Below are 13668 nucleotides of genomic sequence, written 5' to 3'. Positions count from 1 at the left end.
TTTGAAAACAATGTTAATGGTCTGTCAAAACTATTATCCGGAGATCGGCAGTGCCGGCAACCGGATGCAAAATATCACGCATCTCATGAAGGAACGCGGATACGAAGTGGAGGTCATCACGGCCGCCCCATCGTATCCGAACTTCAACTTGTATAAAGACAATCGCTTCTGGAACGACAAGGCGCTCAACAACCAGCCGTTCATCAAGCGGCTCATCACGAAGAAGCGCAAACATACGTCGAACATGGTGAGCCGGCTCGCTTTGTTTTTGGAACAGATGATCAAAGGCGTCGCCGCCGTCCAAAAGCTCGACTCGAAACCGGATGTCGTCTTTGCGACGACCCCGTCTTTTTTTATGGCGTTCGTCGGCGTGTATGCGAAACGCAAGTACGGCGTCCCGTTCATCTTGGACGTGCGTGACCTTTGGCCGGAGTCGGTGAAAGGCGTCGGCGTGTTCAAACACGACTGGATGCTCGCCCCGGCGTTCTGGTTCGAGAAGCGGCTCTACAAATCGGCCGATGAAATCATCATCAACTCGGAAGGGTTCCGCAGCTATCTGCGCCAACGTGGTGTCGACAACGAGATGATTCATTACATGCCGAACTCGATTCGCCAGAGCGAGCGCAACCTCGAGCGGACCGTCCCCGAGGACGACCGGATGGAGATTCTGTACGCCGGGAACATGGGCCTCGCCCAAGACGTGTCGCTCTTGCTTGAACTTGCGGAGCGGTTCCGTGACGAGCCGCGCGTCCATTTCAAATTGATCGGTTATGGGTACCGGAAAAACGAGTTGAAAGAGACGATCAAGGCCCGTGGTTTCAAGAACTTCCTCTTCCTCGAGGCGATGCCACGGACGGAGGCGTTCCAAGCCATCAAGAACGCGGACGTCGCGTTCGTCAGCCTGATCGAGCAAGAAGTGTTCGATACGGTCATCCCGGGCAAGCTGATCGACTACATGGCGGTCGGTAAACCAATCGTCGCGGCGGTGTCAGGCCATGCGGCGAATGTCATCGAAGCGGCCGAGGTCGGTTACGTGTCACGGAAGCGTGACATCAATGAAATCGAACACATGCTCCGTAAATTGCTCGAACGTCCCGAGTTACGTGAGAAATATGGCGTGAACGGGATCCGTTATGTGAAAGAGAACCTGTGCTGGGAAAACAATATACACGTCCTCGAAGACGTGATCGAAAAAGTAACGATGGAGGAAACACGATGAAGTCAGTATGTATGTTTGTATGGAACCATTTTACGAATGATGCGCGCGTCTTGCGCGAATGCTCGGCGCTCGCCGAAGCGGGCTATGAAGTCGATTTGATCGCGCTCCAAGACCCGAAAAATCCGTCGCTCCCGAAAGAAGAGATGCGTCCGGAAGGGTTCCGCGTCATTCGCGTCAAACGTCAGCCGTCGATTCTCGCCAACGGGATGAAGGCGCTCAAATCGATTCGGACATGGGTGTCTGAGAAGAAGACACGCCAGCTCGGGGCTGGACTCGTCGGCGCGGGATTGTTTATCCTCGCCCCATTGACGATGCTCGGACTCGGTGCGGCAGCGGGTGCGATTTTATTCCCGCCGGTGCGTAAAAACATCGTCAATGCGAGCGCGATGCTTGAGATGGTGTTCACTTCGACGAAGAAGTCGTACGATTTCTATCACGCCAACGACTTGAACACGCTCCCGCAGGCGCTCATCGCCGGGAAAATCGTCAACAAAGGCAAAATCGTCTACGACTCACATGAAGTCCAGACGGACCGGACCGGTTACGGCTATATCCAAAGTAACCTTGAAGGCTGGCTCTTGCCGTACGTCGACTCGATGATGGTCGAGAACCACACGCGCGCGGCGCACAACGAAGAGCTCTACGGCTTCTATCCGTACGTGCTCCACAACTATCCGTTCTATCGTCCGCTCGACTTCTCGCTCCGCAAAGACTTGCATGCGCTCCTCGACTTGCCGAAAGATGAGAAGATCCTCTTGTACCAAGGCGGCATTCAAGCCGGCCGCGGACTCGAGCAGCTCATCCTCGCCGTCAAGGACTTCAAAGAAGGCACGCTCGTCATGATCGGGGACGGAAAACTCAAGCCGGTCATCAAACGGATGATCGAGGACGAAGGCGTCAGCGACCGCGTCAAGATGATTGACAAAGTACCGGTCGAGGCGTTACCGTACTATACGATGAACGCATATCTCGGTTTCCAAGTGTTGAACAACGTCTGCTTCAACCACTACTCGGCGTCATCGAACAAGCTGTTCGAATATTTGATGGCCGAAGTACCGGTCGTCTCATGTGACTTCCCGGAAATCGAACGTGTCGTCGCCGGGAACGACGTCGGTGTCGTCGTCGACTCGCACGACCCACAATCGATCGCCGAAGGCGTCAACCGCCTGCTCGACGATCAAGCACTCTACGCCCGTGTCAAAGAGAATACGAAGACGGCGCGTGAGCAATATAACTGGGATTTGGAAAAAGAGGCACTCTTGAACGTCTACACGAACGTCGTGGACCGCAAGTTGCCGATTATGAAAGACGGTGCGCCAAAGCCAGCTCAACAGTAAGACGAAGACTGTGGCTTTGTGCCGCGGTCTTTTTTTATGGAAGGGGGAAAATTGATGAAACGTCAGCAACAACATCTACTGCGTCAACAAGTCTGGAAGAAGCTCCAATCGATCTCCTTGAAGGATATCGCCTGGATCATCGCCGGCTCATTCATTCTCTCGTTCGGGGTCAACTACTTCACCGTCCCGAACGACTTCTCGGAAGGCGGCCTGCTCGGGGTCACGATCATCCTGTACTACTTGTTCGGCTGGGACCTCGGTGTCACGTCGATCATCGGGAACGGTCTGTTGTTCATCGTCGGCTATAAGCTGCTCGACCGCCGGACGATGGTCTATTCGGTCGTCGCCGTCATCGCGACATCGTTCTTCCTCAGCTTGACCCATAGTTGGGGCAGCCCGGCCGAGGACAAACTGCTCGCGGCCGTCTACGCCGGGATCATGATCGGGGTCGGCATCGGCATGGTGCTCCGCGTCGGTGGGACGACCGGGGGCGGGGTCATCATCGCCCGCCTCATGGAGCGGTACTTGCACATGAGCGTCGCCGTGTCGATGTTCATCATCGATGCGATCGTCGTCGGGGCGTCGGGCTTCATCCTCGGGGAACAAGTCGTGCTCTATACGCTAATCGCCATCATCATCGGCTCGTGGGTCATCGACCTCGTCGCCGAAGGGCTCAACATCCGCAAGGCCGTCACGATCATCAGCGACAAGCAAGAAGAACTTGCCGTCGTGTTGACGGAGACGCTCGGCCGCTCGGCAACGATTATCCATGGCCACGGCTACTACACGAAGCAGGACAAAAACATGTTGTATATGATCGTCGACAAGCGTCAAATCGGTCCGCTCAAGCGAATCGTCGAAGTGACCGACCCGCGTGCCTTCGTCGTCATCCACCAAGTGAAAGAGGTTATCGGGGAAGGGTTCAGCTACCCATCCCGATAATTTGAACGCTGGCGTTTTGACGCCAACTTCTATATAATAAGAAGCGTGTAAAAAGAAGGAGGAACTGACTACTATGCAAACGATCGCTACAATCAGCCTGCTCGTCGTGGCTGTTTTATTGATTGTCGTCGTACTGCTCATGTCAGGTCGGTCGCAAGGTCTTGGGGCGATTGCAGGTGGCGCGGAGCAGTTGTTCGGCCGCCAGAAAGCGCGCGGCTTCGACGCTGTTTTGAACCGAACTGCAGCTGTACTAGGCACATTGTTTTTCATTTTAGGATTACTAGTCGCATCATTATGATGAAAGGCTGATCGTTCTCGATTTTTACGTGAGGCGGTCGGCTTTTGTTTTTTTCAATTATTTTTTGGGAATAATGGATTGTATGAGGAGATGACGTTAGCAATGAAGATTACAGCACCGAAACCGTTCTTCTTTGAAGGCGGACCACGTGCCGTGTTGATGTTACATGGCTTTACCGGATCGAGCGCGGATGTCCGCATGCTCGGTCGTTTCCTGCAAAAAGAAGGCTATACGTGTATGGGTCCCCAGTACCGGGGCCATGCCGTCCCGCCGGAAGAATTGCTTCAGTACGGACCGGCGGACTGGTGGGAAGACGTTTTGAACGCCTACCAGTCGTTGAAAGAGAAAGGTTATGAGGAGATTGCCGTCTGTGGCCTCTCGCTCGGCGGCGTCATGTCGCTTCGCCTTGCTTCGGAGGAAAACGTCAAAGGCGTCATCCCAATGTGCGCCCCGACCGGAATCGATGCCGAAGATCGGTTATACAAAGGAGTCAAAGCCTACGCTCGAGAATATAAATCTCGAGAAGACAAATCACCTGAACAGATCGAACAGGAGATGGCGGACTTCAAACCGATGCCGACGCTCAAAGACCTCCGTGCCTTCGTCCGTGACACGACGACAAAACTCGAAGATATTTTCGTCCCGGCGCTCGTCGTCCAAGGGGCGAAAGATCAAATGGTCGATCCTGAATCTGCACACGAAATTTACGAGGCAATCAACGCGTTCCAAAAAGAACTGCTCATGTATGAGGAGTCGGGACACGTGATCACACTCGATAAAGAAAAAGAGAAACTGCACCAGGACGTGCTCGATTTTCTCGAAACGTTAGACTGGTCAGTTTGAAAAAGGAGGTGTCACGTTGAATTTACGTGACCAACTACTAGAAATCATCCAAGCCAGTGACAAAGCACTGACGGTGGACCAATTGACCGAGCGTCTCGCGCTCGAGTCGACGGATGCCTTTAAAGAGCTCATCCGCACCTTGAACACCCTCGAAGAAGAGGGCTTAATCGGCCGTACACGGACGAACCGTTACGGGACGCTCGCCGTGCTCGGCCAAGCAGCGGGAATCATCTCGATTCACCAACGCGGCTTCGGCTTTTTATCGGTCGAAGGCGAGACGGAGGACGTGTTCCTTCCGCCCGACCAATTAAAAGACGTCTACCACGGCGACACGATCCTCGTCAAAAAACGCGAGGACAACCGCGGCAAGACCGAGGGCGTGCTCCTCAAAGTATTGAAGCGTGGCTTGTCGGAGTTCGTCGGGACGTATACGCTCCCGAGCGGACGCCTCGACCAGTTCGCCTTCATCGAGCCGGATGACAAGCGCATCAACTTCTGGCCGGTCGTCAACCCGGACAAATCGCTCGGTGCCGTCGATGGCCATAAAGTCGTCGTCCGCATCACGAAATATCCGGACGGACGTTTCGCCGGAGCGTGTGACGTCGTCCGCATCATCGGACACAAGAACGACCCAGGCGTCGACATCTTGTCGATCGTCTATAAGCACGGCATCCCGACGGAATTCCCGGAAGATGTCATCGACCAGGCGAACGCCGTGCCGGACGAGGCCGACGAGAAAGACTTCATGGGCCGCGTCGACCTTCGTAACGAGACGATCTTCACGATTGACGGCGAAGACGCGAAAGACTTGGACGATGCCGTCCACGTCAAGAAACTCGACAACGGCAACTATGAGCTCGGCGTCCATATCGCCGACGTGTCACACTACGTGACGGAAGGGTCACCGCTCGACGTCGAGGCGTTCGAACGGGGGACGAGTGTGTATCTCGTCGACCGCGTCATCCCGATGTTGCCGCACCGTCTCTCGAACGGGATCTGTTCGCTCAACCCGCACGTCAACCGATTGACGCTCAGCTGCGTCATGGAGATCTCCCCGCAAAACGGGAAGGTCGTCAGCCATGAGCTGTTCCCGAGTGTCATCAAGACGACGGAGCGGATGACGTATACGAACGTCCGTGAGATCATCGAACGTGACGACGAAGCGACGCTCGAACGCTACGAGCCGTATATCCCGTTGTTCGACCTGATGGCCGAGCTCGCGGAAGTGCTGCGCAAGCGCCGTAACTCGCGCGGTGCCATCAACTTCGATTTTGCCGAGGCGAAAGTCGTCGTCGACGAGGAAGGCAAACCGGCCGATATCGTCTTGCGTCCGCGCTCGGTCGCCGAGAAGTTGATCGAGGAGTTCATGCTCGCGGCCAACGAGACGGTCGCCGAACACTTCCACAAGATGGACGTGCCGTTCATCTATCGTGTGCACGATAACCCGAAATCGGATAAACTCGATTTCTTCTTCGACTTCGTCGCGAACTTCGGCGTGCATATCGAGCGGTTCAAAGGCCAGAAGGTCGAACCGAAGACGCTTCAGAAGATTTTGAAGGCGATCTCGGGTGAACCGGAAGAGCCGGTCATCAGCACGATCATGCTTCGTTCGATGCAACAGGCGAAGTACGACGATGTCTCGCTCGGTCACTTTGGCCTCGCGACCGACTTCTATACGCACTTCACGTCACCAATCCGCCGCTATCCGGACTTGATCGTCCACCGTCTCATGCGCACGTATGCTTTCAACGGCGACGTGTCAGAGAAGACGATTGCCAAGTACGAGGACCGTCTCGGTTCGATCGCCGAACAGGCGTCGAAACGCGAGCGTCGTTCGGTTGATGCCGAACGTGAGACGCAAGCCTTGAAGAAAGCCGAGTACATGGAATCACGTCTCGGTGAAGAGTTCGACGGCGTCGTCAGCGGTGTCACGAACTTCGGGATGTTCATCGAGCTTCCGAACACGATCGAAGGACTCGTTCGTCTCCAGTCGATGGATGACTACTACCACTTCGACGAGTCGCAGCTCATGTTGCTCGGCGAGCGGACGAAACGTCAGTTCCGCATCGGTGACGCGGTGCGCGTCAAGGTCGACGCCGTCAACTTGGACGAGCGCACGATTGACTTTACCGTCGTCGGCATGCCGAAACGGGAACAGTCGCGCCGTCGCCAACCGACGACAATCAAAGCGACGGAAGGCCGTCCGAAGAAGGACGACAAAAAAGGCCGCGGCCGTGACGACAAACGTCCGAAGCGCGGCAAGCCGGGTAAACCAGGGAAACCGGGTCAAGCCGGCAAACCGTCCAAACCAGGCGAGAAGCCGAAGACGTCGCAAGGACGTTCGGCACTCGACTTGAAAAAGAAAGACGGTCAAAAACGAACAGGCGACGCCAAACGCGGAGCGAAGAAGCGTCGCTGACGGGAGGGGGCGACCCCTCCTCCATATTGAAGTAAAGGACTGAATGTCTATGGCCAAGAAGAAAGATTCGAACGCGCTCGCGCAAAACCGAAAAGCGTCCTTCGATTATGCGATCGAAGATACGATTGAAGCCGGCATGGTGTTGACGGGGACCGAGATTAAATCGGTGCGCCAGTCGAAGATCAACATCGCCGACGCCTATGTCCGCTTTGACGGTGGCGAGGCGACGCTTCATAACTGTCATATCAGCCCGTTCGAGCAAGGGAACCGGTTTAACCATGAGCCGCTTCGTGTCCGAAAGCTATTGTTGCATAAGAAGCAAATCAATCAGCTCATCGGCGCGCAAGGGCGTGACGGGTATACGATCATCCCGCTCAAAGTGTATCTCAAGAACGGCTTCGCCAAATGTCTCCTCGGCATCGGGCGCGGGAAGAAGAAGTATGACAAGCGCGACGACTTGAAGAAGAAAGACGCGAAGCGTGACGTCGACCGGGCACTCCGGGACCGGCAAAAATACTGACAGCGAGACCTGATTGTGGTATAGTTGTTGTAGTACCAATTACCACCTCGGGGACGTTATGGATTCGACGGGGGTAGGTCGGTCGTATGTGGCGTGTCGAGGGGTCGGCCTCGTTAAAACGCAAACGCCTATAACTGGCAAAACTAACACACAACTCGCAGCAGCCTAAGTGCCCTGCGGATCCTGACATCCATCGCTTGTGTGGATGATTATCAGGGTCTCAAACTAAGCAAGCTACGCTTCAACCTCGCCGTCTGAGGGCGCGAAGAAGAGATGAATCAGACTGGATGCGACAACGCCTGTTTATCGGCAGTGTCACATTGAGATTCAATAGATAAACTACACACGTAGAAGCATGCGTTACGATGCCTTCGGACGCGGGTTCGACTCCCGCCGTCTCCATTTTTAAGCAGTTTGCCATGACTGCAATCAATGATTTTTAATGAAGACCTTCTAATTTCATTGAGATTAGAAGGTCTTTTGATGTTTATGGTGCAACTCAATCACAATGAAATGAAAGCAGGTGAACCGAATGGGGAAATATCAATTAGATACGAAAAGTAAAGTGGCTGCCGCCAAGTATCAAGACGGCAAAAAACCAGCTGTGTCGAATAAAAAAGACAAGATCAATCAGATTCGAGAAGCATATTTGCAGAAGAAAAATGAGAAGAAACAAGCTGGGGAATAATCAAGGATTTAGCTGAGTTTAATTAAGATAAAAAAATAAAATGTTATTATCTCCTGAAAACTCAAATGATAGGCATCCAAAAATGCATCGTTTGGGTTTTTTTAAGTATATTTTTATTTTTAAAGTAAGTTTATTTATTCGGATAGAAGAAAAAACTTTGAATTAAAATTTAAACACAATCGTCAATACTAATGAATTTTAGAATGCCTCTAAAAATGTACCTTATCAGATTGTATTCTAATAGCGTTTGCTCCAAAAGGTTAAATATCAAAATTGGTCTCTACTATTTTGGTTTTCCGAACTTAAATCTTAAGCTCACAAAGAAAGTTTTTAGTATTTTCAAATTCAGACTTTTTATATATTAATGAATTTACATAAAAATAAAACTTTATTTTTTATTTTTATATATTATTTTTACTTATTGAATATTTTCCATCCTTTTGAGATTATATAGACAATAGATTTTGTTTATATTTTACTAAAATGTAAACGCTAAAAACTTTTTGGATTTTTAATACCTTTTTTGTATAGTAAATCGATATTAATTTTATAATGAGGTGATTTTATGAATTATGAGAATGGTTCATATTGGAGAAAATGGGATTTACATATACACACTAAATCTTCTTACGATTATGAGATTAAAGAAGATGAGTATTCAGATGAACAATTAGTTCGGAAATGGGTTGAATTAGAGTTTGCAGTGGTTGCAGTAACAGATCATTTTACGATAGATAAAGAACGTATTAAAAAACTACAAAGTTTATGTAGACCTCATGGAATAACACTTTTCCCGGGTGTTGAACTCAGAACGAACCAAGGAGCAAACAATGTTCATATAATTGGAATTTTTCCAGAGGATATAAATATCGATGAATTATGTGGTGTTTTTGAGTACGATTTTCTAAAAAAAGCGCACAATAAAGATAATAATGAAACAATATATTGGGGTATTGATACTATCAAAGAATTTGTTGGAAATAATAAGGGTATTATTACGGTTCATGCTGGTAATAAAGCCAGCGGAATTGATAAGACAATGGATAACGAGGCATTTTATAGAGGTATTAAAGAAGAATATGCCTCAATCATAGATGTTTTTGAAGTAAATAATGAGAATAGTTATAAGAAGTACAAAACAACTGTAATTAAACATTTAGAAGAAAAATTTCTTAAAACCTTTCCTGTTATTATTAGTTCAGATAATCATAATTATGAAAACTACGAATTGTCATCTTATCTTTGGATTAAGGCAGATCCAAATTTTAATGGATTAAGACAAGCGCTATTACACCCTGAAGAACGCATTTTCGTAGGAAATAAACCACCAAAATTGATATCATTAGAAAACAATCCCAAAGTAATTATTAGTTCTATTGAAATTAATAAAAAAGATGAAACAAGCGATGTTCCAAATTGGTTCAACCAAAAGATAACCCTTAACCCATCTCTAGTGGCTGTTATTGGTAACAAAGGGAGCGGCAAAAGCGCTATGACGGATGTGATGGGGATGCTTACTAATTCTGTACAATCTGAGAGTCTATCTTTTTTAACTAAGGACAGGTTCAACAAATCTCCACACCAATATGGTAAAAATTTTAAAGCTACAATAGAATGGTTAGATGGAAAAGAAGATGGTGTAGAATCATTACTGCTAAATGATTATGAGTTCAGTGGTCATTTGTCAAATGCCCAATATTTGCCTCAAACATATATCGAAAAAACTTGTAGTGATTTAGAAAATAAATTTTTTCAAAGTGAAATTAATAAAGTTATTTTTTCTTATATCCCAACTGAGGAAAGATTAGGTTCACAATCATTTGATGAATTTATGTCGAAAAAAACAAAGCCTATACAACTAGAAATAGAAAAACTCATTTCCGATTTGAATGATTTAAATTTAAAAATTATAAATCTTGAGATGAAAAAAACAAATAGTTATAAACAAGAAGTTATAGAAAAGTTATCTCAAAAGATTTCAGATTATGATAGGCAAATCAAATTAAAGCCTATAGAAATTCAAAAACCAACAGATGAAGAAAGTTTAATTTATGATCAAGAGATAGAAGCATTAAGAAACAAATTGACAGAATTAAATAATTCAATTGCTAATTATAAGCAACAGCTAAATGACAAGTCCGTTTATCATCAGAACGTATTAAATACGCAAAGTAAAATATATAAAATTGCAAAAGATATTCATCAAATAAATCAAGAAGTAATTGAGACTCTGAATGTAAAAGACGAGGCGGCATTGATTAAATATAGTATTCCTGCAGAATTCTACTTAGAGTTAATAACTAATATTGTCGATGAGATAAATGAAATATCGTCTCATATAGAAAATTTCCAAATTGAAATTAATAATACTAACAGTAATATTGCGGCTTTAACGGGGAAAACTTCCTTAAAAAATAAAGCATATCAAGAATACTTAGATCAAATGAATAATTGGAATTCTGTTTTAGAGAATATTGTAGGAAAACCTGAAGTAATTAATTCTTTGGAGTACTTAAAAATTGAGAAGAATTATTTAGATAATGAATTAGATTTTGATTATGAAAGTTTAATTCAAAGTAGAAAAGAAATACTAAAAGCAATTTTTATAAAAAAAGAAGAAATCTCTTTAATGTACAATAACATCTACAATCCAATTGATGAGAAATTGACAACTCTATTAGGGGAAATTAAAAACGATATTAAATTTAAAACAAATTTTATCCCAGATTCAAAAATGTTAGTAAATTCTCTTCAACATATTAACAAAAGACCTCAAAGTCTATTCCAAGGTGTGATGGAATCTGAAAATTCTCTATTAAGAATGATAGAACAAACTCAATGGGACGATTTTGAAAGTGTGTATAATTCAATATCTAAAATTGTGAATTGTGGAATTGAAGAAGATTTTGATAAGTTGGAAAAAATTGTCAATGATAAAAAGGGATTTTATAAAAATATATTAGATATGGAGTATCTTAATATAGATTTTCAATTGACTTATGAAAATAATAATTTAACTGAATTGTCACCTGGTGAACGTGGGTTAGTGCTTTTAACATTTTATTTAGCATTGAGTAAAGATAATGCTCCTATTATTATTGATCAACCTGAAGATAATTTGGATAATCAATCTGTGTATAGTAAATTAGTGCCTTGCATATTAAAGGCAAAACAAAATAGACAAGTTATTATAGTTACACACAACCCCAATATCGCGATAGCATGTGATGCAGAACAAATAATAGTTGCGAATATGAATAAAACGCTTAAAGAAATTAGGTATTCTTCAGGTAGTATAGAAAATACGTTTATTAATGCTAAATTAGTAGAAATTCTTGAGGGAACCCGCCCCGCCTTTAGTTTGAGAGAATCTAAATATCTTACAACAGTTTAATAATTTTATTAATAAACGTTGCAAAAATGAAGCTAATGATTTTCATTGCTACATTTAATTCTTTGAATTCACATTATTTGTTTAGATAAATATGAGGTTATGTCTATAAGTTGAAAAGGAGTCGAACCGATGCGTTCGACTCCTTTTCAACTCACCATAAATTCAATAAATCCGCCACAATCGCATCACTGCCGTCTTGGAACATGAACAAGCCGAGTGCAATCAACAACCCTCCGATGACGAGAGTGCCGAACCGCATGAGTCCGCTCGTGTTCTTTTTGAATAGACCGCGAATCACGAGCCCTCCACCAATCAATAGCATCAAGAAATACCAAAACCCCATAGCCATTCCTCCTCCGCCTGTAGTTGAATCTAGTTTACATAAATTTTCCAATACATACTGTAGGGCGCGGGACTGATTTAATCTCAGCCCAAGACGGGTACAGTACCTCTATGTGTAAACAAAGGGGAGAGTGACCACTATGCGGAAAACCATCGTCATCGCGGGGGCGAGCGGCTATATCGGCTCGAACGTGATGGACCATTTAAAAGAAGAATATGACATCATCGCCTTGTCCCGCTCGACGAAAAACAAGGAAGACGAGGACCACATCACGTGGCGGTCGTGCGATTTGTTCTCGTATGAACAGACGCGTGAGGCGTGCGAGGGGGCGGACTACGCCATGTTCCTCGTCCACTCGATGATTCCGGACGGCGGGCTGACGCAGGCAACGTTCGAAGACATGGACGCGCTCATCGCCGATAACTTCGCCCGGGCGACAAAAGCGAACGACATCGAACAAATCGTCTACTTGAGCGGGATCATTCCGAAAGAGTCGAAGACGTTGTCACGTCACTTGAAGAGCCGGCTCGAGGTCGAACGGATTCTTGGTGGACAAGGGGTGCCGGTGACGACGATTCGGGCCGGGCTCATCATCGGTCCAGAAGGCTCGTCGTTCCCGATTCTCGCGAAACTCGTCAAACGGTTGCCGGTCATGATTCTCCCGAACTGGACGAAGACGGAGACGCATCCAATCGATTTGCGTGAAGCCGTCCAGGCCCTCATCTCCGTCGTCGGCGCCGAGGCGCTGTACGACCATCATATCGATATCGGGGGTCCGGAAGTGATGACGTATCGGAAGATGATTGAAGATACGGCTGACGTCATGGGTAAACGTCGCGTCATGATCGACTTCCCGTTCCCGACGATCAAACTGTCCCGATTGTGGGTCATGGCCGTGACGGGTGAGCCGAAAGATACCGTCTATCCGCTCGTCGAGAGCATGGGCCACGCCATGGTCGCGAAAGACACGACCGGCGTCAAGCAAGGTGAGATCCCGTTCAAGGAAGCGGTCGAGCACGCGCTCGAGGAAGAAGAGAAACAGAAGTCAGGTGGCGGCAAGAAGAAAAAAGCGCCGCAACAGTATACTGTCCGCTCGATTCAACGGTTCGGCCTGCCTGAGAACAAGTCGGCGCTTTGGATGGCCGACACGTATTTTGAGTGGCTCGGCCGGCTCGCGTATCCGCTCATCCAGACGACAAAAGAAGACGATGACTGGGAGATTTCGTTGCTTCGTCCATCACTCGTCGCGCTCCACCTGTCGCTCGAGGACGAGGCGACGGACGACATGGCGTCCTATTCAATCGACGGCGGCTTGTTCGCGAAGTTGAGTGAGGATGACAAGACCGGCCGGCTCGAGTTCAGACGGCTCCCGGAGTCGGAAGAAGGGCTCGTCGCCATCCATGAGTTCGTGCCGGCGCTGCCGTGGTGGTTCTATACGAAGACGCAGGCGAAAGCCCACCTCGTCGTCATGTGGCTGTTCGGCCGTCACGTCCGTCTGCTCGGGGAAGATGCGGACGAGGGCGACCAAGTCGTTGAGGCACCAGCGAACTAACGAAGACGCATCCATCGCGATGCGTCTTTGTTTTGTCGATTATGTTAACGTTTTGCCGGAGTCGTTTACAAAGGGCAGGGACAGGCGTACACTGAACTCGTTTTCGACATAAT

11 protein-coding genes and 1 other RNA gene are annotated in these 13668 nt (G+C 47.5%); 11 read left to right on the top strand and 1 reads right to left on the bottom strand.

Features of this window, described 5'->3' with window-relative positions; all coding sequences use genetic code 11:
- Positions 1-10 precede the first annotated feature (10 nt).
- The 10 genes from AC13H5_RS10645 to AC13H5_RS10600 all read left to right on the top strand — a co-directional run bounded on the left by AC13H5_RS10645 (position 11) and on the right by AC13H5_RS10600 (position 11660).
- Complete coding sequence (locus AC13H5_RS10645) at positions 11-1219, top strand: glycosyltransferase family 4 protein (RefSeq protein WP_483546557.1); 1209 nt, start codon at positions 11-13, stop codon at positions 1217-1219.
- Entirely contained in the window at positions 1216-2556 is a 1341-nt protein-coding gene (locus AC13H5_RS10640) for a glycosyltransferase (protein WP_233004463.1), read from the top strand. The genes AC13H5_RS10645 and AC13H5_RS10640 overlap by 4 nt, the downstream gene beginning before the upstream one ends.
- A 54-nt stretch (positions 2557-2610) precedes the next feature.
- Positions 2611-3498, top strand: coding sequence for a YitT family protein (locus AC13H5_RS10635; protein ID WP_052090147.1), 888 nt, complete (start codon positions 2611-2613; stop codon positions 3496-3498).
- 73 nt (positions 3499-3571) lie between these two features.
- Positions 3572-3796: a preprotein translocase subunit SecG gene (gene secG, locus AC13H5_RS10630; RefSeq protein WP_012726902.1), complete on the top strand. Its 225-nt coding sequence runs from the start codon at positions 3572-3574 to the stop codon at positions 3794-3796.
- A 102-nt stretch (positions 3797-3898) separates the two neighbouring features.
- On the top strand, positions 3899-4639 hold the full coding sequence (locus AC13H5_RS10625; protein ID WP_214707285.1) for an alpha/beta hydrolase: 741 nt from the start codon (positions 3899-3901) through the stop codon (positions 4637-4639).
- 16 nt (positions 4640-4655) lie between these two features.
- A complete protein-coding gene (gene rnr / locus AC13H5_RS10620) occupies positions 4656-7058 on the top strand; it encodes a ribonuclease R (RefSeq protein WP_483545702.1) in 2403 nt (800 codons plus the stop codon).
- Between the two features lie 49 nt (positions 7059-7107).
- Positions 7108-7578, top strand: coding sequence for an SsrA-binding protein SmpB (smpB, locus tag AC13H5_RS10615; RefSeq protein WP_029595066.1), 471 nt, complete (start codon positions 7108-7110; stop codon positions 7576-7578).
- Between the two features lie 49 nt (positions 7579-7627).
- Positions 7628-7983: a transfer-messenger RNA gene (ssrA, locus tag AC13H5_RS10610) on the top strand.
- Positions 7984-8110: 127 nt separating this feature from the next.
- A complete protein-coding gene (locus AC13H5_RS10605) occupies positions 8111-8266 on the top strand; it encodes a hypothetical protein (protein ID WP_021065460.1) in 156 nt (51 codons plus the stop codon).
- Positions 8267-8831: 565 nt separating this feature from the next.
- On the top strand, positions 8832-11660 hold the full coding sequence (locus AC13H5_RS10600; protein WP_483545701.1) for a TrlF family AAA-like ATPase: 2829 nt from the start codon (positions 8832-8834) through the stop codon (positions 11658-11660).
- Positions 11661-11811: 151 nt separating this feature from the next.
- Here the strand turns inward: AC13H5_RS10600 and AC13H5_RS10595 are convergent, their stop codons facing one another.
- Complete coding sequence (locus AC13H5_RS10595) at positions 11812-12003, bottom strand: hypothetical protein (protein WP_483545700.1); 192 nt, start codon at positions 12001-12003, stop codon at positions 11812-11814.
- Between the two features lie 139 nt (positions 12004-12142).
- Here AC13H5_RS10595 and AC13H5_RS10590 point away from each other — a divergent pair, with 139 nt between their 5' ends.
- Positions 12143-13555 (top strand): NAD-dependent epimerase/dehydratase family protein, encoded by a 1413-nt coding sequence (locus tag AC13H5_RS10590; RefSeq protein WP_483545699.1) that lies wholly within the window; start codon positions 12143-12145, stop codon positions 13553-13555.
- The last annotated feature ends 113 nt before the right edge of the window (positions 13556-13668 follow it).

The sequence above is a fragment of the Exiguobacterium sp. FD-YE-25-4 genome, assembly GCF_057004685.1.
The sequence above is the reverse complement of the archived record's forward strand: the minus strand, read 5'-3'. Positions and strand labels throughout refer to the sequence as shown.

What these genes read in the sequence shown, in the direction of transcription:
- AC13H5_RS10640 (WP_233004463.1), top strand. Translation starts at nt 1,216, where the DNA reads ATGAAGTCAGTATGTATGTTTGTATGGAACCATTTTACGAATGATGCG.
- smpB (WP_029595066.1), top strand. Translation starts at nt 7,108, where the DNA reads ATGGCCAAGAAGAAAGATTCGAACGCGCTCGCGCAAAACCGAAAAGCG.
- AC13H5_RS10625 (WP_214707285.1), top strand. Translation starts at nt 3,899, where the DNA reads ATGAAGATTACAGCACCGAAACCGTTCTTCTTTGAAGGCGGACCACGT.
- AC13H5_RS10645 (WP_483546557.1), top strand. Translation starts at nt 11, where the DNA reads ATGTTAATGGTCTGTCAAAACTATTATCCGGAGATCGGCAGTGCCGGC.
- AC13H5_RS10605 (WP_021065460.1), top strand. Translation starts at nt 8,111, where the DNA reads ATGGGGAAATATCAATTAGATACGAAAAGTAAAGTGGCTGCCGCCAAG.
- AC13H5_RS10600 (WP_483545701.1), top strand. Translation starts at nt 8,832, where the DNA reads ATGAATTATGAGAATGGTTCATATTGGAGAAAATGGGATTTACATATA.
- AC13H5_RS10590 (WP_483545699.1), top strand. Translation starts at nt 12,143, where the DNA reads ATGCGGAAAACCATCGTCATCGCGGGGGCGAGCGGCTATATCGGCTCG.
- secG (WP_012726902.1), top strand. Translation starts at nt 3,572, where the DNA reads ATGCAAACGATCGCTACAATCAGCCTGCTCGTCGTGGCTGTTTTATTG.
- AC13H5_RS10635 (WP_052090147.1), top strand. Translation starts at nt 2,611, where the DNA reads ATGAAACGTCAGCAACAACATCTACTGCGTCAACAAGTCTGGAAGAAG.
- AC13H5_RS10595 (WP_483545700.1), bottom strand. Translation starts at nt 12,003, where the DNA reads ATGGGGTTTTGGTATTTCTTGATGCTATTGATTGGTGGAGGGCTCGTG.